The organism is Saccharopolyspora flava (assembly GCF_900116135.1).
Classification (GTDB): Bacteria; Actinomycetota; Actinomycetes; order Mycobacteriales; family Pseudonocardiaceae; genus Saccharopolyspora; species Saccharopolyspora flava.
Window position 1 is genome coordinate 92,651 of the sequence record NZ_FOZX01000006.1, and the last position, 23,723, is coordinate 116,373.

Genomic DNA, 23,723 nt, shown 5'->3' on the forward strand with positions numbered 1-23,723 from the left:
ACCTGGCGAGGACACCACATGCCGAAGTCCAAGGTCCGCAAGAAGGACGACTCCAACCCGGCTGTCGATCGCCGCACGCCGGTGAAGGCGAAGGCCGTCGGCCCGTCGCACCCGATCTACGTCGCCGTCATGCTCGGCCTGATGATCATCGGGTTGCTCTGGCTGGTCGTCAACTACATCGCGGGCGACAAGATCGGTTTCATGAGCGACCTGGGCGGGTGGAATTTCGCCGTGGGCTTCGCGTTCATGATCGTCGGCCTGCTGATGACCATGCGGTGGCGCTGAACCGGTCCGCTGACCTGCGGTGATCCCCGCCCTCGACCGCGCCATAAGGCCGGTGGGCGGGGTGCGCAATTCGAGTCCGGAGCGCGACGACGCTTCGTGCACGAGCTCCGAAGGGGTGAACTCCTTCGGAGCTCACTCATCCCATCGCCGTCTTGACAGACGGTCAGCGAAACACACGTGTGTAACTAGTCCCCAGTGGGGATAAGTCCTGTGGATAACTCGTCGATAGCGGGTGGATAACGGTGGACGCGAAGCGCTGGGCACCCCCGGCGGCGCTGGTCGGCTGCGGCTGGGTGCTCGCCGCGGGCGCGCTGACCTGGGCTTTCCTCGCCACCAGACCACCCGACCGGCTCTTCGCCGGAGTCCTGGCGGTCGCGCTGCTGGCCGCGTCGCTGTTCGGCACGCTCTGCCGGCCCCGGCTGCAGGCCGACGCCACCGGCATCACGGTGCGCACGCTGACCGGGCGCAGGCACTTCGCGTGGGACCGGGTCACCATCCGCGTCCGGGAGACCCGCAGGCTCGGCCTGACCGGCACCAGCCTGGAGCTCGACGCGGACCCGGACCTCACCGTCCTCACCCGCCTCGACCTGGGCGAAGACCCCTACGCGGCGGCCGACGCGCTGCACGCGCTCCGCCGCTGAGGCCGCGTCAGCCGCAGACCACCTCGTAGCCGGAGCCGAAGCAGGACAGGTCGCCGTAGCCGGTGTCGCGGACGAACAGGACCACGACCAGCAGCACCAGCAACCCGACCAGCGCACCGGCCTGGACCAGGTCGCGGCGCCGGCGCGGCGCGTAGACCAGCGCGGCCGTCGACGCGGCGCCGAGGAGCAGCCCGCCGATGTGCCCGAGCAGCGAGATGCCCGGGATGAGCACGCTGGCCACGATGTTCAGCGCGATCACGGTCACCACCGGCCGCAGGCTCACCTTGAGCCGCAGCGCGGCGACCGCGATGCCGCCCATCAGCCCGTACACCGCACCCGACGCACCGGCCACCGGGCTGTCACCCGCGCCCAGCAGGAACACCGCGGTGCTGCCGCCGAGCAGCGACAACCCGTAGACCGCGGCGAACCGCGCGCGACCGAGCAGCAGCTCCAAGTCCCGCCCGATCACCCACAGCGCGAGCATGTTCATCACCAGGTGCACCACGCCGATGTGCAGGAAGCCCGAGGTGACCAGCCGCCACCACTGACCGCCCGCCACCGTGATCGGCACCAGGGCGTAGTCGATGAACAGGTTCGAGTGGAAGTTCGCGCCGAAGTTGCCCGCCTGGACGGCGGTCGCCACGTAGGCGGCGACGTTCAGCGCGATCAGCAGCGGCACCAGGAGCGGCTTGTCGCGCAGCCGCGCACCGGCGACCGTCACCGGTCGCCGCACGGTCGCGCCCGCCTCGCGGACGCAGTCGACGCACTGCTGGCCGACGGAGGCGTCGCGCAGGCACTCCGGGCAGGCCGGGCGTTCGCACCGGGTGCAACGCAGGCCGGTCGGCCGGTCGGGGTGCCGCACGCACGTCGGTAACTGCGGCGGCGCCCCGTCCGGTCCGGGCGTCGTTCCGGGTGGCACAGTCACGGGTGAGACCTGCTTTCCCGGGCGGTGTCAGCCGCGCTCGATCGAAACCTTCTCGATGACGATGTCGTTGACCGGGCGGTCGTTGCGACCGGTCGCGGTGCCGGCGATCGTGTCGACGACCTCGCGCGACGCCTGGTCCGCGACCTCGCCGAAGATGGTGTGCTTGTAGTTCAGCCAGGACGTCGCCGCCACGGTCACGAAGAACTGCGAGCCGTTGGTGTTCGGCCCGGCGTTCGCCATCGCGAGCAGGTAGGGCTTGGTGAACTGCAGTTCCGGGTGGAACTCGTCCGCGAACTGGTATCCGGGGCCACCGCGGCCGGTGCCCGTCGGGTCACCGGTCTGGATCATGAAGCCTTCGATGACCCGGTGGAAGATCACGCCGTCGTAGAACGGCCCGGAGCGTTCGCCCTTGGCGTTCGGCTCCGTGTATTCCTGGGTCCCCTCGGCGAGGCCCACGAAGTTCTTCACGGTCTTGGGCGCCTGGTCGGGGAACAGGTTGATCCGGATGTCGCCCTGCGAGGTGTGCAGGGTCGCGGTCAACTTCGTCCCAACGAGCGATCCGTTGTCTTCAGCCACCCGACCATCCTGCCATCGAGCGGGCCGATTGCGGTGTCTGGGTGCAGTATGGGCGGGTCCGCGCCCTTTACCCGGCTTTCCCGCAGTCGCGAGGCCGGGTGGGCGATTGGCGCGTGCTCATCCCGGGAAACCCGACTGGTGGAAAGCAGCCAGGCCGAGGAGGTCAACAGGCGATGGATGAAGTGAAGGCGATGGCCAGGGCCGGCGAGACCGTGGGCAAGGCGGTCGGTACCGGCATCAAGCAGGCCCGCCACGGCGCGAAGAGCGCAGGTGAGACCGGCGCGGCGCTGTCCAAGCAGGCGGCGGCGCGGGCGGAGCAGGAGCTCTCCCGGCGCGGCTACTCGACCGAGGAGCTGCAGGAGCTGATCGCTCAGCGCGCCACCGGCAAGTCCCGCAAGGAGCTCGCCAAGCAGGCCAAGCAGGCCCGCGCGGAGTGGGAGAAGCGCACCAAGGAGTCCCGCAAGAAGCTCGCGGCCCGGATCGATCCGGCCCCGGCCAAGAAGCGCCGCCGCTGGCCGTGGGCGCTGCTGGTCCTGATGCTCCTGGGCGCGGCCGCCGCGGCCGTCGCGCTCACCCGGCGTCCGCAGGAGCTCCCACTGGCCACCGCGGAGGACGAGCCCTGGGACGCCCACACCCCGGGCGCCCCGCAGGCCCGCCACCGGGCACCGGCCGACAGCGCGCCCGCGACGACCGACGGCCACCGCGACAAGGCGGAAACCCCCAGGTCAACGCCACCGACCCGCTGACCTGAACGACGAGAAGCCGGGCCAGACGGCCCGGCTTTTCCATGCTCAGCATTAATAGTGAGTGCCTCCACTGGCTGCTGAGAAATCAGTGGCACCACGCGACGAGAAACCCGGCCACCAAAAGCGAAAACGCCCCGCGTTGTGCGGGGCGTTTCAATCGCTACGTGGAGACGAGGGGAATCGAACCCCTAACCCCCGCCTTGCAAAGGCGGTGCTCTGCCAATTGAGCTACGTCCCCCAATGGCGGCGGAGGTCAGGGCCCCCGGCCTGAGGATCAGGCCTCGGCGGTGGCCTCGCGCCAGAGGTCGGCCTCGGCCTTCGCGGCCTTGTTGCGACGAACCACGAACAGCACGACTCCGGCAACTGCGGCGAGTGCGAGCAGCTTCTTCATTCCGGTCGCCTCCTACCTGGCATCCATGCCAGTGATGTTCGAGTCTGAGAGAAAAGGGAAGAACTTCCCGAGTGGGCCTAGAAGGACTTGAACCTTCGACCTCTTCGTTATCAGCGAAGCGCTCTAACCGCCTGAGCTATAGGCCCTCGTTCGTTGTGCTGCAAACATTACAGGACGGGTTCCGGCCCGTGTCACCGGGGGTCACCTCGTCCTGCCCGGGCCGCGGCGGCGCTCTCCGACCTCGGAAAACGCCGCCGCGGCGCGGTCAGCGTGTCACTCGCGCTCGGACAGCGTGATCTCGATGCCGCCGGCGAAGTCGGCCGCCACGTTGTAGATGAACGCGGCCACCGTCGCCAGCGCGGTGATCAGGACGATGTTGATCGCACCGATGATCGAGGCGACGCCGAAGACCCTGCCCGCGCTGATCAGCGGCTCGTTGACCGCGTCGTCGGGCTGGGTGAGCTCGGTGAAGGTGCCGTTGAGCTGGTCCCAGACGCCCATGCCGTCGAGCACGCCGTAGAGCACCGCGACGGCGATCATCCACACGAAGAACAGCGCGACGCTGAGCACCAGGGCCAGCTTCAGCACCGACCACGGATCGAGCCGCTTGACCTGCAGGCTCGCCCGGCGCGGACCCCGGCTGGGGCGCCGCGCGGAGGTGCCGGCCGCGCTGCGCTGCTGGCTTCCCGCGGCCGCCCCGGCACCGGTGTAGGACACCTGGGTGCGCGAGGCCTGCGGGATCTGCGTGCGGACGGTCTCCTGGTCGGAGACCGCCTTCGGGATCGTCTGCGTGTCGTCCACGTCGCCGTTGGACGCGGCCGCGCCGGCGGTGCCGCCGAGGGCACCCGCCGCCAGCGAACCCGAGAGGCTGCTCGACTCGCGCTCGGAACCGTCCGAGGCGGCCGCGCCGCGCTGCCACGGCGGCGGCGCGTCGGTGCCGTCGAGCTCGTCGGCCCCGGCCGACTCGGTGGTCGACTCTGCGGCCGACTCGGCGCTCGCCCCAGCGGACGACTCGGTGGTCGAGCCGGACTCCTCGGTCCCGTTCGCAGAGGCCCCAGCCTCAGAACCGGTCGTCTTCTCGTCGACTTCCCGGGTCTTGTCGTCGACTGTTTGGGTGCTGGCCGAGGCCCGGCCCGCATCCTGCTGCGGGTCCGAGGACTCCGGCTTCTCGGAACTAGTCACGAGCGATCCTTCGGTGATCGTCGGCGTCGGTGTGCCCCGTGGCGTACCACGGCCTGTTCAGTTCTTCAGCGCGGCCCGCGGGCCTCACGCCTGCTTGGGCTCCGGTGCGGCGTCCGGATCCGCTGCCTCGTCGGCGTTGCGCGCCACCGCCAGCAGGGTCGTCCCCTCGTCGAGGTTCATCAGGCGAACGCCCTTGGTCTGCCGACCGGCCTTGCGCACCTCCTTGGCGGTGGTGCGGATGACCCCGCCGGACGAGGTGATGGCGTAGAGCTCGTCCTCCAGCTCGACGATCTGCGCCCCCACAAGCCTCCCACGTTTGCGGTCGTACTGGAGGGTCAGCACGCCCTTTCCGCCACGCCCCTGGACCGGGTAGTCCTCGATGGGCGTCCGCTTCGCGTAACCGCCCGCGGTGGCGACCAGGACGTACCGGTCATCGCGGCACACACCCATCGCGAGCAGCTCGTCGCCCTCGTTGAAGCGCATGCCCAGCACGCCCGAGGTGGCCCGGCCCATCGGCCGGAGCGCCTCGTCGGACGCGTGGAACCGGATCGACTGGCCTTCCGCCGACACCAGCAGCAGGTCGTCGTCCGCCGAGCACAGCACGGCGCCGACGAGTTCGTCCTCGTCCTTCAGGTTCACGCCGATAAGACCACCCGATCGGTTGGAATCGAAGTCCGTCAAACGGGACTTCTTGACCAGACCGTTCTTGGTCGCCAGCACCAGGTACGGCGCCGCGGTGTAGTCCTTGATCTGCATGACCTGGGCGATCTGCTCGTCCGGCTGGAACGCCAGCAGGTTGGCCACGTGCTGACCGCGCGCGGTCCGGTTGGCCTCCGGCAGCTCGTAGGCCTTCGCGCGGTAGACCCGGCCCTTGTTCGTGAAGAACAGGATCCAGTCGTGCGTGGAGCAGACGAAGAAGTGCGACACGATGTCGTCCTGCTTCAGCGCCGCGCCCTGCACCCCCTTGCCGCCGCGCTTCTGCGCCCGGTACAGGTCGGTGCGGGTCCGCTTGGCGTAGCCGGTGCGGGTGATCGTGACGACCACGTCCTCGTCGGCGATGAGGTCCTCCATCGAGACCTCGCCCTCGAACGGGACGATCTTCGTGCGGCGGTCGTCGCCGTACTTGTCGACGATCTCCATCAGCTCGTCGCGGATGATCTGCCGCTGCCGCTCGGGCTTGTCGAGGATGTCCTTGAGGTCCTCGATCTCCCGCTCGATCTCGGCCAGCTGGTCGATGATCTTCTGGCGCTCCAGGGCGGCCAGGCGGCGCAGCTGCATCTCCAGGATCGCGTTGGCCTGGATCTCGTCGACGTCGAGCAGCTCGATCAGGCCGGTGCGCGCGTCGTCGACCGTCGGCGAGCGGCGGATCAGCGCGATGACCTCGTCGAGCATGTCCAGCGCCTTGACCAGACCGCGCAGGATGTGGGCCCGCTCCTCGGCCTTGCGCAGCCGGAACCGGGTCCGGCGGACGATGACCTCGATCTGGTGCTTGACGTAGTACCGGATCACCTGGTCGAGCCGCAGCGTGCGCGGCACGCCGTCGACCAGCGCCAGCATGTTGACGCCGAAGGTCGTCTGCAGCTGGGTGTGCTTGTAGAGGTTGTTGAGGACCACCTTCGGGATCGCGTCCCGCTTGAGGGTGATCACGATCCGCATGCCGCGCCGGCTGTTGGACTCGTCGGCGATGTCGGAGATGCCGGTGATCTTGCCTTCCCGGTGCATCCCCGCGATGTTCTCGATGAGGTTGTCCGGGTTAACCTGGTAGGGCAGCTCGGTGATGACCAGCGTGGTCCGCCCCTTGCTGTCCTCCTCCACGTCGACGACGGCCCGCATCTTGATGGAGCCGCGGCCGGTCCGGTAGGCGTCGGCGATCGCGTTGGTGCCCAGCACCAGGCCGCGGGTCGGGAAGTCCGGGCCCTTGATCCGCTCCATCATCGCTTCGAGGAGCTGCTCGTCGTCGGCCTCGGGGTTCTCCAGCGCCCACACGACGCCGTCGGCGACCTCGCGCAGGTTGTGCGGCGGGATGTTGGTCGCCATGCCGACCGCGATGCCGCCACCGCCGTTGACCAGCAGGTTCGGGAACCGCGACGGCAGCACGTCGGGCTCCTGGGTGCGCCCGTCGTAGTTGTCGGAGAAGTCGACGGTGTCCTCTTCGATGTCGGCGAGCATGTGCATCGCCAACGGCGCCAAGCGCGACTCGGTGTACCGCATGGCGGCGGCCGGGTCGTTGCCCGGGGAGCCGAAGTTGCCCTGGCCGTCGATGAGCGGGTGGCGCATCGACCACGGCTGGGCCAGGCGGACCAGGGTGTCGTAGATCGCCGAGTCACCGTGCGGGTGGTAGTTGCCCATCACGTCGCCGACGACGCGGGAGCACTTCACGTACCCGCGGTCCGGGCGGAAGCCCGAGTCGTACATCGCGTAGAGCACGCGCCGGTGCACCGGCTTGAGACCGTCGCGCACGTCCGGCAGGGCGCGCGCGACGATCACGCTCATCGCGTAGTTGATGTAGGAGTTCTGCATCTCCTGCTGGAGTTCGACCGGCTCGACCCGGCCATGTTCCGGCGGCAGGATGTCCGTCATGCTCTTCCCTTGCTGATTCGGAGAGTTCGGTGGCTGACCTGCGCGCGGCTCACACGTCCAGGAAGCCGGCGTCCTTGGCGTTGCGGGTGATGAACGAGCGGCGCGCCTCGACGTCCTCGCCCATCAGCACGCTGAACAGCTCGTCCGCGGTGGCCGCGTCGTCCAGCGACACCTGCAGCAGCAACCGGGACTCGGGGTTCATCGTGGTTTCCCAGAGCTCGTCGGCGTTCATCTCGCCGAGACCCTTGTAGCGCTGGATGCCGTCGTCCTTGGGCAGCTTGCGACCCTCGGCGGCGCCGCGCTCCAGCAGCGCGTCGCGCTCCTTGTCGCTGTAGGCGTACTCCGGTTCCGAGCGCGGCCACTTGATCTTGTACAGCGGCGGCTGCGCGAGGAACACGTGGCCGTTCTCGATCAGCGGGCGCATGAAGCGGAACAGCAGGGTCAGCAGCAGCGTCCGGATGTGCTGGCCGTCGACGTCGGCGTCGGCCATCAGCACGATCTTGTGGTACCGCAGCTTGGACAGGTCGAACTCGTCGTGGATGCCGGTGCCCAGGGCGGTGATGATCGCCTGGACCTCGTTGTTCTTGAGGACCTTGTCGATCCGCGACTTCTCGACGTTGATGATCTTGCCTCGCAGCGGCAGGATCGCCTGGAACCGCGACTCGCGGCCTTCCTTGGCCGAGCCGCCCGCCGAGTCGCCCTCGACGATGTAGAGCTCGCACTCGTCGGGCTGGTTGGACTGGCAGTCCTTGAGCTTGCCCGGCAGGCCGCCGATGTCCATCGCGCTCTTGCGCCGGACCAGCTCCTTGGCCTTGCGCGCCGCGACCCGGGCCTGCGCCGAGGAGACCGCCTTGTTCACGATCGTCTTCGCGTCGGCCGGGTTGCGCTCGAACCAGTCGGTCAGCCACTCGAACGCCGTGGTCTGCACGAACGACTTGACCTCGGTGTTGCCCAGCTTGGTCTTGGTCTGGCCCTCGAACTGCGGCTCGGAGACCTTCACCGACACGATCGCGGCCAGGCCCTCGCGGACGTCATCGCCGGTGAGGCTGCCGTCCTTGTCCTTGAGCAGCTTCTTGTCCTTGGCGTATGCGTTGACCACGCGGGTCAGCGCGGACCGGAAGCCCTCCTCGTGGGTACCGCCCTCGTGCGTGTTGATCGTGTTCGCGAAGGTGTACACCGACTGGTTGAAGCCGGAGTTCCACTGCAGCGCGACCTCCAGCTCGTGCCCCTTGCCGGAGGCGTTGAAGGCGACGACCTTCTTGTGGATCGGCTCCTTCGTCGCGTTGATGTGCTTGACGAAGTCCTCCAGGCCGCCCGGGTAGTGGAAGGTCCGCTCCTTGGCCCTGGCCTGGGTGCCCTCGGCGTCCTCGCCCTCCGCGGACTCCTCCACCCGCTCGTCGCGCAGCGAGATGGTCAGCCCCTTGTTCAGGAACGCCATCTCCTGCAGCCGCCGGGAGACCGTCTCGGCGTTGTAGGTGGTGGTCTCGAAGATCGTTGGGTCGGCCCAGAAGGTGATGCTGGTGCCGGTCTTGGAGGTCTTCTCGCCCTTCTCCACGTCGGCGACGGGCTTGGAGTCCTCGTAGCGCTGGCGCCACACGTGCCCGTCGCGGTGGATCTCGGCCTCGAGGACGGTCGACAGCGCGTTGACCACCGACACGCCGACGCCGTGCAGACCACCGGAGACGGCGTAGGAGTCGCCACCGAACTTGCCGCCCGCGTGCAGCACGGTCAGCACGACCTCCAGGGTCGGCTTCTTCTCCACCGGGTGGATGTCGACCGGAATGCCTCGGCCGTCGTCGGTGACCCGGACGCCGCCGTCGGCGAGCAGGGTGACCTCGACCTTGCTCGCGTACCCGGCCATCGCCTCGTCGACCGAGTTGTCCACGACCTCCCACACCAGGTGGTGCAGACCGCGTTCACCGGTCGAACCGATGTACATGCCGGGACGCTTGCGGACGGCCTCCAGGCCCTCAAGAACGGTGATGGATGAAGCGTTGTATTCGCTCTTCTTCGGTGCCACGGGCCTCGATTTCTCCTCAAGCCGACTGTGCTGTCACGGTGATCGGTCGATGCCGGCCTGGTTACCGGCTCCGGCGCACCTCTACGACCACTTCGGGGCGACTCGGCTGCCGGCGCCGCACCCCGGCGCGGCCCGGTCCGGGCCCCTCGCCACTAGCGACCGGGGAGCGCGTCGGGTCACACCCACCTTGATTCTACTGGTCCCCCGCCGCAGAAGTGGGGCAAGGACGCCCCTAGCTTGCTCACAGAGTCGAGAACTCGGATCTATCCACCATCGGAGAGCCGTGAACACCCGCTCGGAATTCTCTGCGGCGATCGGCCGCCCGACGATCCCCACCTGCGCTCCGAGGCCTCCCGACACCCCGCAGCGCGGAGATTACTAGCCGTAGGTGTCTCGCGGGCCGCGCCCGGAGATGTGCCGCGGGCCGTGTCGCCAGCTCGGCGCCGCTGGTCCCTGCACCTTGATCCGCTTGACCACGTCGCGCCCGACGCCGTCGCTGATCCGCTTGAGGATCTGCCGCTGCAGCAGCCGCAGCTGGGTGGCCCAGGCCGTGGACTGCGCCTGCACGGTCAGCTCGCCCTCCTTGAGCTGAACCGGCTTGGTGTGCTCGGCGATCTCCTCGCCGACCAGCGAGTTCCACCGCGCGAAGACCTGCCCGCCGGAGAGGTGCTCGGTCCAGCCCTGGTCCTTGGCGATGCGGGCGGCGAGCCTGCCCAGCGGCTGCGGGTCCCGCTCGTCGGGCCCGGCCCCGGTCCAGCCGCGACGCCGGCGAGCGGTGCGCAGCTTGCCCGTCTTGCCCGCGGCGACCCTGGCCTTGCGCTTGGCCGCGGACTGCTCGCGGGCCGCCTGCAGCGCCGCGCGGGCCAGGTCCGGTCCGGCGAGCTCGCTGCCGTCAACGCTCTGACCTGCGGTTTCCGCTCCGGGCAGGGAGGCGCCGTCGGAGCCGCGAGGAGCCTTCGAGTTATCCACACCATCCACAGGGTTATCCCCAGATGTGGGTAGTTCCACGGATGACTCCGTGGTCGCGGTCACTCTGCGTGTAGTTTTTCGTCCGTTTCCGTCAGGCGGCACGGTGCACCTCACCTTCCCGGACATCGAATCGGGTACCGGAGAGCTCCGGCGGCACGTCCTCGCCGACCGCGGCCGTCACCAGCACCTGCTCGGCCCCCGAGACCAGCTCGGCGAGCCGGGAGCGCCTGCGCCGGTCCAGCTCGGCGAACACGTCGTCCAGGATCAACACCGGTTCCGCGCCATCCTCGGTGAGCAGGTGGTAAGAAGCCAGCCGCAACGCCAGCACGAACGACCACGATTCGCCGTGGCTGGCGTAGCCCTTCGCGGGCAGCTCGCCGAGCAGCAGGTCCAGGTCGTCCCGGTGCGGGCCGACCAGCGACACGCCGCGCTCGATCTCCTGCGGCCGCACCCGCTCCAGCTCGGCGAGCAGCGCCGCCTCCAGCTCCGGCACCGCCTCGTCCCACGGGATCTCCGGTCCGCCGGGAACGCCGTAGCGCTCCGGCAACGACTCCCCCAGGCTGCTGCGATACCGCAGGTCGGCGACCCGCCCGGAGGGCGTGCTCGCCTCGTCGGTCGCGGCGACGTTCGCGTACGCCGCGGTCACGTGCGGCGCCAGCGCCGAGACCAGCGACAACCGGCCGGCCAGCAGCTCGGCGCCGAAGCGCGCGAGGTGACCGTCCCAGACCGCCAAGGTGCTCAGATCCGCTTTGCCCCCGCCCCGGCGCGCGGCGCCCGCCGACTTCAGCAGCGCGCTGCGCTGCTTGAGCACCCGCTCGTAGTCGGAGCGGATGCCCGCGTAGCGCGGCGCCCGCGCGACCAGCAGGTCGTCCATGAACCGGCGGCGCTCACCCGGGTCGCCGCGCACGATCGCCAGGTCCTCCGGTGCGAACAGCACGGTCCGCAGGATTCCCAGCACGTCGCGCGGCTTGCCCGCCGCGCCCCGGTTGATCCGGGCGCGGTTGGCCTTGCCCGGGGTGATCTCCAGCTCGACCAGCAGCTCCCGGCCGTGGTTGACCACCGCGGCCCGCACCACCGCGCGGCCCGCCCCGTAGCGGACCAGCGGCGCGTCGTTGGAGACCCGGTGCGAGCCGAGCGTGGCGACGTAGCCGACCGCCTCGACGAGGTTCGTCTTGCCCTGACCGTTCGAGCCGACCAGCACGGTGACCCCGGGTTCGAGCTCGAGGTCGGCCAGCGGCCACGACCGGAAGTCGTTCACCTGCAGATGGCGCACGTACACGACGATCCAACTTAGTTGTTCTTGCCGGGCAGGTTCCTGCCGGGACGCGCGGTCACGCCGTCCGGCACCGTCCGCGGTCCGGGCCCGAGGCGGTGTCCGGACCGTGCCGGACACCGGTGTCCGCGCCGCGACCAGCGCGGACACTCGCGGCCACCGCCGAGGGGACAAGGTGACTTGTCGACAAATCCCCCGGTCCGGTCCCCGTGGTGGGGGTGGGGAAGTTTTCATGAAAACTTCCCCACCCCACGAGACCGGGAGGTCAGCCCTCGGACTTCTGGACCGCGTGACCGCCGAACTGGTTGCGCAGCGCCGCGACCGCCTTCATCGCGGGCGAGTCCTCCTGGCGGGAGGCGAACCGGGCGAACAGCGCCGCGGTCATGACCGGGGCCGGGACCGCGTTGTTGATCGCTTCCTCGATGGTCCACCGGCCCTCGCCCGAGTCCTGCACGTAGCCGCGCAGCTCGGCCAGTTCCGGGTCCTCGTCGAGGGCGCGGACCAGCAGGTCCAGCAGCCAGGAGCGCACCACGGTGCCCTGGCTCCAGGCCTTGATCGTCGCGGGCACGTCGGTGACCACGTCGGACGCGGCCAGCAGCTCGAAGCCCTCGGCGTAGGCCTGCATCAGGCCGTACTCGATGCCGTTGTGCACCATCTTCGCGTAGTGACCGGCGCCGACCGGACCGGAGTGCGCGAAGCCCTGCTCGCGCGGACCCTCCGGACGCAGCGCGTCGAAGATCGGCAGCGCGCGCTCGATGTCCTCCGCGTCGCCACCGGCCATCAGGCCGTAGCCGTTCCGCGCGCCCCAGACACCGCCGGACACACCCACGTCGACGTACTTGATGCCGTTCTCCGCGAGCAGCGCGGCGTTGGCCTGGTCGTCGGTGAACTTCGAGTTGCCGCCCTCAATCACCAGGTCACCGGCGGACAGCAGGCCGGACAGCTCCTCGATGGTCTGCCGGGTCGGGTCGCCGTGCGGAACCATGATCCACACGATCCGCGGACCGGACAGCTTCTCGACCATCTCCGCCACGGACGCCGCGTCGCTGACGTCCGGGTTGCGGTCGTACCCCACGACCTCGTGGCCGGCGGCCCGCAGCCGCTCGCGCATGTTGAAACCCATTCGGCCGAGGCCGACAAGCCCGAGTTGCACTGGAACTCCCTATCCGAACTGTGTGTCGACTTGTGGAGGTCGGCGCGTGGCCGGCCGCGCTGCGGGCGAACCCGCTGAATCGATCTGGCCGGAGCCTACGACCGCGGACCCCGGCGTCCGGCCGGGTGGTGCGCCGGATGTGAGCCGCGCACCACCCGTACCGGACCGCGGCGATCGCGGGCGGACGTCAGCCCGGCAGCCGGACCGGCATCAGCAGGTAGAGGTACCCCTCCTGGACCTCGCCATCATCACCGATCGGCTTGATCAACGCCGGGCGGTTGGCGGTGGTGAACTGCAGCTGGGCGCGCTCGGACTTCAGCGCGCTGAGCCCGTCCTGCAGGTACGCCGGGTTGAACGCGATGGTCAGCTCCTCGCCGCCGTCGAGCTCGATCGGCAGCTCCTCCTCGGCGCTGCCCTCGTCGTCACCGCCGGCGGACAGCCGCAGCAGGCGGTCGGAGAACTCGAGCCGGACCTGCGTGCCGCGCTCGGCCACCAGCGACACGCGCTTGATCGCCTCGGCCAGCGGCGCGACGTCGATGTTCGCGGTCAGCGCGGTCTCGGACGGCAGCAGCTGGCGGTACTTGGGGAACTCGGCGTCCAGCAGGCGGCTGGTGTTCCGCCGGCTCGTGCCGGACAGGCCGAGCAGTCCGTCGCCGGACGCCAGCGAGATCTCGACCTTGCTCGCCCCGGCGCCCAGCGTCTTGGCCGAGTCCGCGAGGGTCTTGGCCGGGACCAGGACCTGCGTGGACTCCACGCCGCTGCCCGGTTCCCAGGTGATCTCGCGCATGGCCAGCCGGAACCGGTCCGTGGCCACCATCGTCAGCTTGTCCTCGTCGATCTCCATCCGGATGCCGGTCAGCATCGGCAGGGTGTCGTCCTTGCCCGCGGCGATGGCGACCTGGCCGACCGCCTCGCTGAACAGGTCGGTGGGCACCGAGCCGACGTGCTCCGGCATCTCCGGCAGCGCCGGGTAGTCCTCGACCGGCATGGTCGGCAGGCTGAACCGCGAGCTGCCGCAGGTGATCGTCACCCGGGAGCCGTCGACGGTCAGCTCGACCGGGCGCGCCGGCAGCGCCTTGGTGATGTCGGCCAGCAAGCGCCCGGAGACCAGGGTCTTGCCGCTGGCGTCGATCGAGGCGTCGATGGTGACCTGAGCCGAAACCTCGTAGTCGAAGCCGGAGATGGTCAGCGCTTCCCCGGTGCTCGCATCGAGCAGCACCCCGCCCAGCACCGGCACCGGCGGCCGCGACGGCAGGCTGCGCGCGACCCAGGCGACGGCGTCGGCAAGACCGTCACGCTCCACGCGGATCTTCATGGGTGTCCTTTCGGTTTCAGCCGTGGCTCGGCTGCCGAGAACTGTGTCGAGCCGTGCGCGGCTGGAAGGTTCGGTGCGCTCCGCGTCGGGGGCGAAGCGACCCGCATCGAGAACGGCCCGAACCTTCACCAGGAGTTCGGACCCAGGACTGCGGGCCCGGAAGTTCGGGCGGGAGTTCTCGTTGCGGGAGTTCCACCGTAGAGCGTGCTCGTGGATCCCCGCATCCGGGTCGGGGCACTCGGTCCGCGCCGGTTCGAGGCCGCGGCGCGGGAGTTGTCCACTTATCCACCGCCCCTAGTTCTCTTTTTCTTTTTTCTTCAAAGAGAAGAAATGTCCGCAGTAGTAGTAAGGCCTGTGAGTTGTGGGGACAACCGTCGTTTGGGCTGGTCGAGCGGCCTGCACCGGTGTGGATGACCACTGGAAGTAACCGGGGACTGCGACAGCCGGGTGGTGGACAACTTCTGGCCTCATCGAGTTGTTCCACAACCATCCCCAGTTGTCCACACCCCCATCCACAGTCGGACCCCCGGTTGTACCCATCCCCGGGTGGATCGCGGGTTCTCCACCGGTCGGGTTGTGGGCAGAGTTGTGGGAACTCTGTTGGCAACCGGTCCGAACCATGTGGGCAGGATGTGCACAGCCTGTGGATGGAGTGGGGAAAAGGGCTGGTCAACCCTGGGGATCGAATTTCTGTGGACAGCCGGCCGTTCCGGACGCTTTTTTGCCACCGGGGTGAGGTGAAGCCCACGGGGCCGCGCAGAAAACTTCTGCCTGTGAATGTTCCCGGCCCCACGCACCGAGATCGGACGAACACTGAAAGTGGTGAACTAGCCGCCCAACCCTTGCGCCCAGGCGTCCGAAGACCCCCACCGAACCCCGTTTCTTTCTGCCGACCCCCTCCGGCCGCACCCCACCGCCCGAGCAGAAACCCCGCGGACCCGCTCCCCCGGGTCAAAACCTGCGGTATTCGCCCCGACAAAACCTGCGGTATTCGACCTCCGGAGCCGCCGGGCGGGGTGCCGGGGCGGGGTGGAGCCGGGTCGGGGCGGCGGAACTTTACTGCTGGAGCGGGTGGGCGGGAGCGGGCCGCCTTATCAGAAAGTGCGAGCGCTCGCGGGCCAGGGAATCACACCGGGGGACCCGAAAAATGCCGTCAGCGGCCAAATGAGCGGCTGACGTTCTAAAAGTGCAGGTCAGAGAGTCGACTTGACCGTCTCAGAGCGGGTCTGCGGAGCGGAAGCGGACGCAGGACGCCCCGGACGGCGGTTGCCCTCACGAGCTTCGGTGGTTCAGCGGGACTGCTGCTTGATGCGGGCGGTGAGCTCCTGGACGTGCTCGTACACGCGCCGGCGCTCGGCCATCTCCTTGCGGATCTTCTTGTCGGCGTACATGACCGTGGTGTGGTCGCGGCTGCCGAAGTACTGCCCGATCTTCGGCAGCGACGAGTCCGTCAGCTCCCGGCACAGGTACATCGCGATCTGCCGCGCCTGGGCCAGCGCCTTCGTCTTGCCCGGACCGCACAGGTCGTCGATGGTCACGCCGAAGTAGTCCGCGGTCACGGCCATGATCGTCGGCGCGGTGATCTCCGGCGTCTGCGAGTCCGGGATCAGATCGCGCAGCACGATCTCGGCCAGCTGCAGGTCGACCGGCTGCCGGTTCAGCGACGCGAACGCCGTGACCCGGATCAGCGCGCCCTCCAGCTCGCGGATGTTGCGCTCGATGCGCGAGGCGATGAACTCCAGCACGTCGGCCGGCGCGTTCATCCGGTCCTGCGCCGCCTTCTTGCGGAGGATCGCGATCCGCGTCTCCAGCTCGGGCGGCTGGATGTCGGTGATCAGACCCCACTCGAACCGGGTGCGCAGCCGGTCCTCCAGCGTGCGAAGCCCCTTCGGCGGCCGGTCGGAGGACACCACGATCTGCTTGTTGGAGTTGTGCAGCGTGTTGAAGGTGTGGAAGAACTCCTCCTGAGTACCTTCCTTGCCCTCCAAGAACTGGATGTCGTCGACCAGCAGCACGTCGACGTCGCGGTAGCGGCGCTGGAACGCCACCTGCCGGTCGTCGCGCAGCGAGTTGATGAAGTCGTTGGTGAACTCCTCGGTCGAGACGTAGCGGACCCGCATCCCCGGGAACAGCCGCTGCGTGTAGTGCCCGACCGCGTGCAGCAGGTGCGTCTTGCCGAGACCCGACTCGCCCCAGATGAACAGCGGGTTGTACGCCCGGGCGGGCGCCTCGGCCGCGGCGACCGCGGCTGCGTGCGCGAACCGGTTCGACGAACCGATCACGAAGGTGTCGAAGGTGTACTTGGCGTTGAGCCTGGTCTGCGACGTCGGCGGCGCGTGCTTGGGCGCGGTGAACGGCTGCCCGTGCTGCGGCTCGGCCGACGGGATGGTCTGCGAAGGTCCCTGCGCTCCGGGGCCGGCCTGGCTCCCGGCGTCGTTCGAGCCGGGACCGCTCTGGGCGCCCTGACCTCGACCGAAGGTCGGCCAGACGCCCTCGTCGGCCTGCTCGGCGGACTCGGTCGCCTCCGGCTCGGCGGGCTCTTCTGAATCAGCCGCATCCGATTCGGTCTCGGGAGCGGAACCCGAATCGGGCTCGGGCGTGGCCGCGGGCGGCTTGGGGATCTCGCCGTTCGGCCACTTGAACTCGGCCGTCGGGAAGTCGATGTTGGCCGCAGGGGTGGGCTGCGGCTCGGGGGCCGAGTGCTTGCCGCGGCTCTCCGAGCTGCGGTTTTCCGGCGCCAGCTCGGACGAGGGCCGGGTGTCCGGCGTGCTGGGCACGATCGGGATGGACCCCGTGTGCCCGATGGAACCGGTGTGGGCGGTGTGACCGTAGGAGCTGTCACCGCCGAAACCGGGCACCGAGACGTAGCCGGTCGGGGACTGGTCGTCGCCGCCGCGCGGGCTCCAGGTCTCGGGCGCGGGCGCGGCGACCGGGCGGGTCGGCGCGGGCACCGCGGTGTCGACCTTCACGGCCAGCGAGACGTCGCGGCCGAGCCGGCGGGACAGGGCATCGGTGATCGGGTCGCGCAGCGCGCGCTCGATGGCTTCCTTCGCGAAGTCGCTCGGAGCGGCCAGCAGCGCGGTCCCGTCGAGCAGGCCGATGGGGCGGGTGACCCGCATCCACGCGCGTTGCTGCGGCGAGAGCGTGCCGGAGGACAGCTCCTGCACCACCTCTTCCCAAACTCGACCGAGATCGGCTTGGTGGTCGGACACCGCCTGCTCCCCTCCCCTCGCTTGATGCTCCCCGGTTGCGACCCGGGTCCCCAGCCCTCACAGTTGCACGGGCAGCGGGTACCACGGGACGGGTGGGCGACTCGGCGGACACACGTGTCCACAGAGTTGTCCACAACGTGTGTATGAAGGTACGGCAGGCCGCTTCGGTGTTTCCCCCTGGGGCCGTAGTACCCACTGCGATCGAGGTCAGTCCCCCTGACTGCCGACCGATGCTCCCACCCACCGGCCGCGCCATCGCAGGGAGGCACGCTAACAAGCGGCGGCCGCCGCCACAAGCAGATCCCCGGGGCCTCGCGGTGATCGTGATGTGGCAGGCTGTTCTGCGTCGACGAGCGGTGTTTCGATCACCTGCGCTGACCTGGTTCTTCACCCGGTGACGTCGCCTCACCGGCCTCGGTGGCCTTCGTTATGGCCTCGAGACCGCCGGAAGCCACCCCGGCTGCGCACCCGCTGTCGGCCCTGACGTACCCTTCTACAGTCCCCCGCTTGTGCAGCGGGCATGTCGGCGCGCCGACATCACGCCCGGCCTGGCGGCTCTCGGTCCGCTCCCTGCGGACCTGCGGGTTGAAGGACCGGGGACACCAAGACCGAACCGTGGTTCACAAGCGACCATCGGTGCCTGTAGTAACCGGGAGATCCGACCGTGAGCAAGGGCAAGCGCACTTTCCAGCCGAACAACCGCCGCCGTAGCAGGAAGCACGGGTTCCGGCTGCGCATGCGCACTCGCGCCGGCCGGGCCATCGTGGCCGCGCGCCGTCGCCGGGGCCGCGCGCAGCTGTCTGCCTGATCGCGTCCGGCCGTGCTTCCCACGGCAGCCCGGCTGACCAGGAACCAGGACTTCCGCCTGGTGGTCCGTCGTGGTCGTCGGGCCGGACGTCCCCGACTGGTGGTCCACGTCCTGCGCCCGGACCAGTACCGGGCTCGAGTGAGCGAGGCCCAGCCGGAGGCTCAAGCTAATACGGCACCCACCCGGGACTCGACTCCTTCGACCCGGGTGGGTTTTGTCGTGAGCAAGGCCGTGGGCGTCGCGGTGGTGCGCCACCGGGTCGCCCGCCGCCTGCGGCACCTGATGCGCGACCGCCTCGCCGACCTGCCCGCTGGCACACTGGTGGTGGTCCGGGCGCTGCCCCCGGCAGCGGACGCGTCCAGCCGAGAGCTCGGCTCGGACATCGACGCGGCGCTGAAGAAGCTTCGCGTTCGTTACCTCGACGGCCCGGACAGCGGTTGATGGCGGGGTTGTAGGAGATGGCACCGGAATGTCGGCGTGACGATACGCATGACGAAAGTCGTGCGGATCGCAAACCCGGCTTGTCCGCGTGGCTCCTGCTCGGCCCCGTCCACGCCTACCGCAAGGTCATCTCCCCTCTGCTGCCGCCGATGTGCCGGTTCTACCCCAGCTGCAGCGCCTACGCCGTCGAAGCGCTGACCGTGCACGGGCTGTTCCGCGGCGGCTGGCTCACCCTCCGCAGGCTCCTGCGCTGCGGGCCCTGGCACCCCGGAGGACTCGACCCGGTCCCACCACCCCGTGAGCGGCGAGCCGGTGTTCGCCTTCCCGACCAACCCGCCGAGGAGTAGCCCGCGTGCTGGACTTCATCTACTACCCCGTGTCGGCCATCCTCTGGTTCTGGCACAAGGTCTTCGGATACGTGCTCGACCCGTCGAGCGGGTTCGCCTGGGCGCTGTCGGTGATCTTCCTCGTCTTCACCCTGCGCGCGCTGCTGTTCAAGCCGTTCGTGCACCAGGTGCGGTCGATGAAGAAGATGCAGGAGTTCGCTCCCCTGGTGCGCGAGCTGCAGGAGAAGCACGGCGACGACCGGCAGAAGCTCGCGGCCGAGATGCAGAAGCTCCAGACCGAGCAGGGCTTCAACCCGCTGTCCGGCTGCCTGCCGATGCTCGTCCAGGTCCCGGTGTTCATCGGGCTCTTCCACGTCCTCAACGGGTTCAAGCCCGGAGCGCCCGGCAACTTCGTCTTCAACGCCGCCGACGTCGCCTCGTTCGTCGAGGCCGACCTGTTTGGCGCGAAGCTCTCCAACACCATCAGCCAGGCGCCCGAGGTGCTCGCCACCTTCGGCACCGACCGCATGGCGATGATGACCGTGGGCGTCCCGCTGATGATCGCCGCCGCCATCGCCACCCACTTCACCGCCCGGCACTCGCTGCAGCGGCAGAGCGCCCAGGCCGCCGCCAACCCGCAGGCGGCGATGACCAACAAGCTGATGCTGTGGATCTTTCCGATGTTCGCTATCGTCGGTGGTCCGTTCCTCCCGCTGGCCATTCTGATTTACTGGCTCGCCAACAACTTCTGGACGCTGGGACAGCAACGAGTGGTGTACCGCCGGATCGATCGCGAGGAGGCTGCGTCGGCAGACGCGCCCGCGGTCGTCGAGTCGACCGCTGTGGAGTCGACCACCGGTGACACCTCCGCCGCTGAGAAGGCGTCCGCTGACCAACCCGGTGAGATCCCCGGGGTGATCGAAGACCGCGCTCGCGATGCGGACAAGCCGGGCGAGACCCGCTGACCGCATCACGAACCCCTGGAGAGGAGACACCCAGTGTCTGAAACTGTGCAGGAGAGCCCGGCCGTCGCCGAGGCCACCGACTCCCCCGCCACCGATGAGTCCTCCCCCGAGGTGTCCAACACCGAGGCCCTGCTCGTGCAGGAAGGCGACATCGCCGGCGACTACCTCGAGCGCCTGCTCGACCTGCTCGACTACGACGGCGACATCGACCTCGACGTCGAAGCCGGCCGCGCCGTGGTGAGCATCGACGGCGGAACCGACCTCGAGAAGCTCGTCGGCGGACGCGGCCAGGTGCTGGAAGCGCTGCAGGAGCTGACCCGCCTCGCCGTGCAGCAGGACACCGGCGTCCGGTCCCGCCTCATGCTCGACGTCGCCGGCTGGCGCGCCGGGCGGCGCGAGGAGCTCTCCGAGATGGGCCGCTCCTCGGCCGAGGAGGTCCTCAAGACCGGGCAGGCCGCTCGGCTCCGCCCGATGACCCCGTTCGAGCGGAAGATCATCCACGACGCGGTTGCTGCGATCGAGGGTGTGCACAGTGAGTCGGAAGGTGAAGAGCCCAACCGCAAGGTCGTCATCTTCAAGAGCTGATCTTTGGGGTGTTGCGCCCCGCTTCGTGTGCCCCGTTGGGTTGATGCCCGGCGGGGCACCTTTTTGTCTTGGTGCGGTCTACTGATCAAGAACTCTGTGGTCCCTGTGCTTGGCAGTCCCAGAAGCGGAACCTGACACGCCTTCTGGCTCCGGGATCCGAGGCTTATGTATGCCAATACACGGCGCGTCGGCTGTCCTCCCCAGAAGACGTGTCAGAACCCGCGGCGGTGCCAGTTGCTTGCTTGGGGTACTGAGAAACCGGCTTTGCCGGTTGCCTGACGGTTGTTGGTTGGGGTGCTTGGGTGCTGAGGAACCGCCTTCGGCGGTTGGGTGTGGTTGCGTTGTTGGCCTCTTGGCGCAATGGTTCTGCAACTCTGGTGTGGCTGAATGGTGGGTGCCCTGCCGTACTCGTTCGGCGTGGTTTCACGTGAAACAGCGGGTTGGTGCACGACTCCGGATCGGGATCCGGCAGTCTAGACACGAAGTCTTCGGTTTCACGTGAAACAGCGGGGTGAGTGTCTTGTCCGGAGGGGTGCCCGAGGCGGCGCGGGTCGTTTTCGGTGACCGAGTGGAGCTGGCGGAGAGGTTCGCCGAGTTACTCCAGGAGCACGGAATCCGCCGCGGCCTGATCGGTCCCCGCGAGTTGGATCGACTCTGGGAAAGACATCTGCTGAACTCTGCTGTGATTGCGGAGTTGCTCCCCCCTGAAAGCCGGGTTGTCGACGTAGGCTCAGGGGCGGGGTTGCCGGGCATCCCGTTGGCGATCGCTCGCCCGGATCTCACCCTCACCTTGCTGGAGCCGATGGCTCGGCGGGTGACGTGGTTGCAGGAAGTCATCACCGAGCTGGCACTCACCGTTGAGGTGGTGCGTGGTCGTGCCGAGGAGGGACCGGTGCGCGAACGACTCGCCGATCAGGACGTCGTGACCGCGCGCGCCGTGGCACCCATGGAACGGCTCGCGAAGTGGTCCCTCCCCCTGCTGCGGCAGAACGGTCTCCTCCTCGCCATGAAGGGCGAGAGCGCGGCCGAAGAACTCGAACGGGATGCGGCGGCGATCGCCGCGGCCGGTGGCGGTCGTGGCGAAGTCAAATCATGCGGTGTCGGCGCACTGGAAGTGCCGACGACCGTTGTCGTGGTGGAGCGGGTCGCGGCGGCCCGAACCTCGTCCGGTCGGCGTCGTGACACACGTCGAGCGAGAAAGGAACGTGGACGGTGAATCCGGAGGAAAACGGAGCGGGTCAGGTTTCACGTGAAACAAGGGGGCGCGCGATGGGCGCCATGCGATTCCCCTCCGGCCCGGAGAGCAGCCCCGTGAGCTTCGGCCGGGACGACATCGGCTGGACTCCCATCATGGAGGAGGCTCAGCGCGCGACGCGCGTCCTCCACCCCGACGAGTTGGATCTCCCCCGGCCCAAGAACCGGCGCATCATCACGGTGGCCAACCAGAAGGGCGGCGTCGGCAAGACGACGTCCACGGTGAACCTCGCGGCCGGTCTGGCGCTGCACGGGCTCAAGGTGCTCGTGATCGACCTCGACCCGCAGGGCAACGCGAGCACGGCGCTGGGGGTCGAGCACCGCGGCGGTGTCCCCTCGGTCTACGAGGTGCTGCTCGGCGAGATCAGCGTGGCGGACGCGGCGGCCAAGAGCACGCAGTCCGACAACCTCTACTGCGTGCCGGCGACGATCGACCTGGCGGGCTCGGAGATCGAGCTCGTCACGATGGTCGCCCGGGAAGGCCGGCTCAAGGAGGCGCTGAACGCCGAGGCGGTCGAGGCGATGGACTTCGACTACGTCTTCGTGGACTGCCCGCCCTCGCTCGGCCTGCTCACGGTGAACGCCTTGGTCGCGGCGCACGAGGTGCTGATCCCGATCCAGTGCGAGTACTACGCGCTGGAGGGCCTGGGACAGCTGCTCCGCAACATCGAGCTGGTGCAGTCGCACCTGAACCCGGCGCTGTGGGTCTCCACGATCCTGCTCACCATGTACGACGGTCGGACCAAGCTCGCGGATCAGGTGACGGCGGAGGTGCGAGGTCACTTCGGTGATCTCACCCTGAGAACCGTGATCCCGCGTAGCGTGAAGATTTCTGAAGCTCCGGGCTTCGGTCAGACGGTTCTGACCTACGATCCGGGATCACGAGGCTCGATGAGCTACCTGGATGCGGCGCGAGAGATCGCGGAGCGGGGTGCCGAAAGGAAGACAGCATGACCGAGCGACGAGGTGGTCTGGGACGCGGTATCGCCGCGCTGATCCCGAGTGCTCCCCCGGCCGGCGCCGATGGCGCCGCGCTGGGCGGGGTGACGTCCGGGGTTCGCGGCGGCGACGCGTACGGAACTCCCGAGCAGAGCTCCCCTGTTTCACGTGAAACCGAGGAGACCGTGGAGGGGTCCGTCGCGGGTGCCGTGTACAAAGAGATCCCCATCGCGTCGATCACTCCCAACCCGAAGCAGCCTCGTCAGGTCTTCGACGAGGAAGCGCTCAACGAGTTGGAGCACTCGATCCGCGAGTTCGGGCTCATGCAGCCCATCGTGGTGCGCGAGATCGAGAACGATCAGTACGAACTGATCATGGGCGAACGCCGGTGGCGCGCTTCGCAGCTGGCGGGTCTGGAGGAGATCCCCGCGATCGTCCGGGAGACCAAGGACGACGCGCTCCTCCGGGACGCGCTGCTGGAGAACATCCACCGCGTGCAGCTCAACCCGCTGGAAGAGGCGGCGGCCTACCAGCAGCTGCTCGACGAGTTCGGTGTCACCCACGATGAACTCGCCGATCGGATCGGGCGGAGCCGTCCGGTCATCACCAACACGATCCGCCTGCTGCGCCTCCCCCTGGAGGTGCAGCGCCGGGTGGCGGTCGGCGTGCTCTCGGCCGGCCACGCCCGCGCGTTGCTGAGCCTGGACGACGTCGGGCATCAGGAGGACCTCGCGAAGCGGATCGTCGCGGAGGGGCTGTCGGTCCGCGCGACCGAGGAGCAGGTGACGCTGAAGAAGTCCGAGGGCCCGGCGAAGGAGAAGTCGGCGGCGAAGAAGCCGATCCAGGCCCCCGGCTTCGATCGGCTCGCGGATCGGCTGGCGAACCACTTCGACACCAAGGTGAAGGTGAACCGCGGGACCCGGAAGGGCAAGATCGTGATCGAGTACGGGTCGGTCGACGATCTTGAACGCATCGCGGAGATGATCTTGGGTCAGGAAGCCCGCGGAATCAGCGAGGAATGACACCAGGGCTTTACGTCACGGTGACGATGACGATCAGTAGTCGAACCGATCGCGCGCGGTGACGATCGGCTACCGATGAGAAAGCGGCGGACTCCGAGGAGTCCGCCGCTTTTGT

General features: G+C 68.7%; 21 protein-coding genes, 2 tRNA genes and 1 pseudogene. 11 read left to right on the forward strand and 13 right to left on the reverse strand.

Annotated features, from left to right (window positions below; translation table 11 throughout):
- Nucleotides 1–18 precede the first annotated feature (18 nt).
- Together crgA and BM424_RS18365 are read left to right on the forward strand one after the other, a co-directional pair.
- Nucleotides 19–285 carry a cell division protein CrgA gene (gene crgA, locus BM424_RS18360; protein WP_093419552.1) on the forward strand — a complete coding sequence of 89 codons (267 nt, stop codon included), beginning with the start codon at nucleotides 19–21 and terminating at the stop codon, nucleotides 283–285.
- Between the two features lie 242 nt (nucleotides 286–527).
- Nucleotides 528–926, forward strand: a complete 399-nt coding sequence (locus BM424_RS18365; RefSeq protein ID WP_245775950.1) for a PH domain-containing protein — start codon at nucleotides 528–530, stop codon at nucleotides 924–926.
- 7 nt (nucleotides 927–933) lie between these two features.
- Here the strand turns inward: BM424_RS18365 and BM424_RS18370 are convergent, their stop codons facing one another.
- Nucleotides 934–1,851: a rhomboid family intramembrane serine protease gene (locus BM424_RS18370; RefSeq protein ID WP_093419556.1), complete on the reverse strand. Its 918-nt coding sequence runs from the start codon at nucleotides 1,849–1,851 to the stop codon at nucleotides 934–936.
- A 27-nt stretch (nucleotides 1,852–1,878) separates the two neighbouring features.
- The gene (locus BM424_RS18375; RefSeq protein ID WP_093419559.1) at nucleotides 1,879–2,391 is read right to left on the reverse strand and encodes a peptidylprolyl isomerase; all 513 of its coding nucleotides are present in this window, start codon (nucleotides 2,389–2,391) and stop codon (nucleotides 1,879–1,881) included.
- Nucleotides 2,392–2,600: 209 nt separating this feature from the next.
- On the opposite strand from BM424_RS18375, the gene BM424_RS18380 reads away from it, so the two are divergent.
- Nucleotides 2,601–3,173 carry a hypothetical protein gene (locus BM424_RS18380; protein ID WP_175548156.1) on the forward strand — a complete coding sequence of 191 codons (573 nt, stop codon included), beginning with the start codon at nucleotides 2,601–2,603 and terminating at the stop codon, nucleotides 3,171–3,173.
- Between the two features lie 165 nt (nucleotides 3,174–3,338).
- On the opposite strand, the gene BM424_RS18385 is transcribed toward BM424_RS18380, so the two are convergent.
- From BM424_RS18385 to dnaA, 11 genes and pseudogenes are all read right to left on the reverse strand, one after another.
- Nucleotides 3,339–3,411, reverse strand: a tRNA-Ala gene (locus tag BM424_RS18385).
- 45 nt (nucleotides 3,412–3,456) lie between these two features.
- Nucleotides 3,457–3,564, reverse strand: a pseudogene (locus tag BM424_RS29230) (DLW-39 family protein); the annotation flags it as partial.
- Between the two features lie 72 nt (nucleotides 3,565–3,636).
- A tRNA-Ile gene (locus BM424_RS18390) sits at nucleotides 3,637–3,710 on the reverse strand.
- Nucleotides 3,711–3,837: 127 nt separating this feature from the next.
- Nucleotides 3,838–4,746, reverse strand: a complete 909-nt coding sequence (locus tag BM424_RS18395) for a DUF3566 domain-containing protein (RefSeq protein WP_093419561.1) — start codon at nucleotides 4,744–4,746, stop codon at nucleotides 3,838–3,840.
- Between the two features lie 84 nt (nucleotides 4,747–4,830).
- The gene (gyrA, locus tag BM424_RS18400) at nucleotides 4,831–7,326 is read right to left on the reverse strand and encodes a DNA gyrase subunit A (protein ID WP_093419564.1); all 2,496 of its coding nucleotides are present in this window, start codon (nucleotides 7,324–7,326) and stop codon (nucleotides 4,831–4,833) included.
- Nucleotides 7,327–7,375: 49 nt separating this feature from the next.
- The gene (gene gyrB / locus BM424_RS18405) at nucleotides 7,376–9,346 is read right to left on the reverse strand and encodes a DNA topoisomerase (ATP-hydrolyzing) subunit B (RefSeq protein WP_093419566.1); all 1,971 of its coding nucleotides are present in this window, start codon (nucleotides 9,344–9,346) and stop codon (nucleotides 7,376–7,378) included.
- 378 nt (nucleotides 9,347–9,724) lie between these two features.
- Nucleotides 9,725–10,324, reverse strand: a complete 600-nt coding sequence (locus BM424_RS18410; RefSeq protein ID WP_425442029.1) for a DciA family protein — start codon at nucleotides 10,322–10,324, stop codon at nucleotides 9,725–9,727.
- Nucleotides 10,325–10,406: 82 nt separating this feature from the next.
- On the reverse strand, nucleotides 10,407–11,594 hold the full coding sequence (recF, locus tag BM424_RS18415; RefSeq protein ID WP_093419569.1) for a DNA replication/repair protein RecF: 1,188 nt from the start codon (nucleotides 11,592–11,594) through the stop codon (nucleotides 10,407–10,409).
- 259 nt (nucleotides 11,595–11,853) lie between these two features.
- Nucleotides 11,854–12,741, reverse strand: a complete 888-nt coding sequence (gene gnd, locus BM424_RS18420) for a phosphogluconate dehydrogenase (NAD(+)-dependent, decarboxylating) (RefSeq protein ID WP_093419572.1) — start codon at nucleotides 12,739–12,741, stop codon at nucleotides 11,854–11,856.
- A 187-nt stretch (nucleotides 12,742–12,928) separates the two neighbouring features.
- Nucleotides 12,929–14,056 carry a DNA polymerase III subunit beta gene (dnaN, locus tag BM424_RS18425; RefSeq protein ID WP_093419574.1) on the reverse strand — a complete coding sequence of 376 codons (1,128 nt, stop codon included), beginning with the start codon at nucleotides 14,054–14,056 and terminating at the stop codon, nucleotides 12,929–12,931.
- A 1,289-nt stretch (nucleotides 14,057–15,345) separates the two neighbouring features.
- Nucleotides 15,346–17,268 carry a chromosomal replication initiator protein DnaA gene (gene dnaA, locus BM424_RS18430; protein WP_093419577.1) on the reverse strand — a complete coding sequence of 641 codons (1,923 nt, stop codon included), beginning with the start codon at nucleotides 17,266–17,268 and terminating at the stop codon, nucleotides 15,346–15,348.
- Between the two features lie 664 nt (nucleotides 17,269–17,932).
- Here dnaA and rpmH point away from each other — a divergent pair.
- The 8 genes from rpmH to BM424_RS18470 all read left to right on the forward strand — a co-directional run bounded on the left by rpmH (nucleotide 17,933) and on the right by BM424_RS18470 (nucleotide 23,608).
- The gene (gene rpmH, locus BM424_RS18435; RefSeq protein ID WP_093419580.1) at nucleotides 17,933–18,076 is read left to right on the forward strand and encodes a 50S ribosomal protein L34; all 144 of its coding nucleotides are present in this window, start codon (nucleotides 17,933–17,935) and stop codon (nucleotides 18,074–18,076) included.
- A gap of 12 nt (nucleotides 18,077–18,088) precedes the next feature.
- The gene (rnpA, locus tag BM424_RS18440; protein ID WP_093419583.1) at nucleotides 18,089–18,517 is read left to right on the forward strand and encodes a ribonuclease P protein component; all 429 of its coding nucleotides are present in this window, start codon (nucleotides 18,089–18,091) and stop codon (nucleotides 18,515–18,517) included.
- A 17-nt stretch (nucleotides 18,518–18,534) separates the two neighbouring features.
- Nucleotides 18,535–18,864, forward strand: a complete 330-nt coding sequence (yidD, locus tag BM424_RS18445) for a membrane protein insertion efficiency factor YidD (protein ID WP_093419585.1) — start codon at nucleotides 18,535–18,537, stop codon at nucleotides 18,862–18,864.
- A gap of 5 nt (nucleotides 18,865–18,869) precedes the next feature.
- Nucleotides 18,870–19,808: a membrane protein insertase YidC gene (yidC, locus tag BM424_RS18450; protein ID WP_093419588.1), complete on the forward strand. Its 939-nt coding sequence runs from the start codon at nucleotides 18,870–18,872 to the stop codon at nucleotides 19,806–19,808.
- 33 nt (nucleotides 19,809–19,841) lie between these two features.
- On the forward strand, nucleotides 19,842–20,393 hold the full coding sequence (locus tag BM424_RS18455) for a Jag family protein (RefSeq protein ID WP_093419591.1): 552 nt from the start codon (nucleotides 19,842–19,844) through the stop codon (nucleotides 20,391–20,393).
- A 520-nt stretch (nucleotides 20,394–20,913) separates the two neighbouring features.
- Nucleotides 20,914–21,609, forward strand: coding sequence for a 16S rRNA (guanine(527)-N(7))-methyltransferase RsmG (gene rsmG, locus BM424_RS18460; RefSeq protein ID WP_093420101.1), 696 nt, complete (start codon nucleotides 20,914–20,916; stop codon nucleotides 21,607–21,609).
- Between the two features lie 62 nt (nucleotides 21,610–21,671).
- Nucleotides 21,672–22,601, forward strand: coding sequence for a ParA family protein (locus tag BM424_RS18465; RefSeq protein WP_093420098.1), 930 nt, complete (start codon nucleotides 21,672–21,674; stop codon nucleotides 22,599–22,601).
- On the forward strand, nucleotides 22,598–23,608 hold the full coding sequence (locus tag BM424_RS18470) for a ParB/RepB/Spo0J family partition protein (RefSeq protein WP_093419593.1): 1,011 nt from the start codon (nucleotides 22,598–22,600) through the stop codon (nucleotides 23,606–23,608). Before BM424_RS18465 ends, BM424_RS18470 begins: the two co-directional genes overlap by 4 nt.
- Nucleotides 23,609–23,723 lie beyond the last annotated feature (115 nt).

Coding starts and splice junctions, on each gene's coding strand:
- crgA (WP_093419552.1), top strand. CDS start 19: ATGCCGAAGTCCAAGGTCCGCAAGAAGGACGACTCCAACCCGGCTGTC.
- BM424_RS18380 (WP_175548156.1), top strand. CDS start 2,601: ATGGATGAAGTGAAGGCGATGGCCAGGGCCGGCGAGACCGTGGGCAAG.
- gyrA (WP_093419564.1), bottom strand. CDS start 7,326: ATGACGGACATCCTGCCGCCGGAACATGGCCGGGTCGAGCCGGTCGAA.
- dnaN (WP_093419574.1), bottom strand. CDS start 14,056: ATGAAGATCCGCGTGGAGCGTGACGGTCTTGCCGACGCCGTCGCCTGG.
- yidD (WP_093419585.1), top strand. CDS start 18,535: ATGGCACCGGAATGTCGGCGTGACGATACGCATGACGAAAGTCGTGCG.
- BM424_RS18465 (WP_093420098.1), top strand. CDS start 21,672: ATGCGATTCCCCTCCGGCCCGGAGAGCAGCCCCGTGAGCTTCGGCCGG.
- BM424_RS18470 (WP_093419593.1), top strand. CDS start 22,598: ATGACCGAGCGACGAGGTGGTCTGGGACGCGGTATCGCCGCGCTGATC.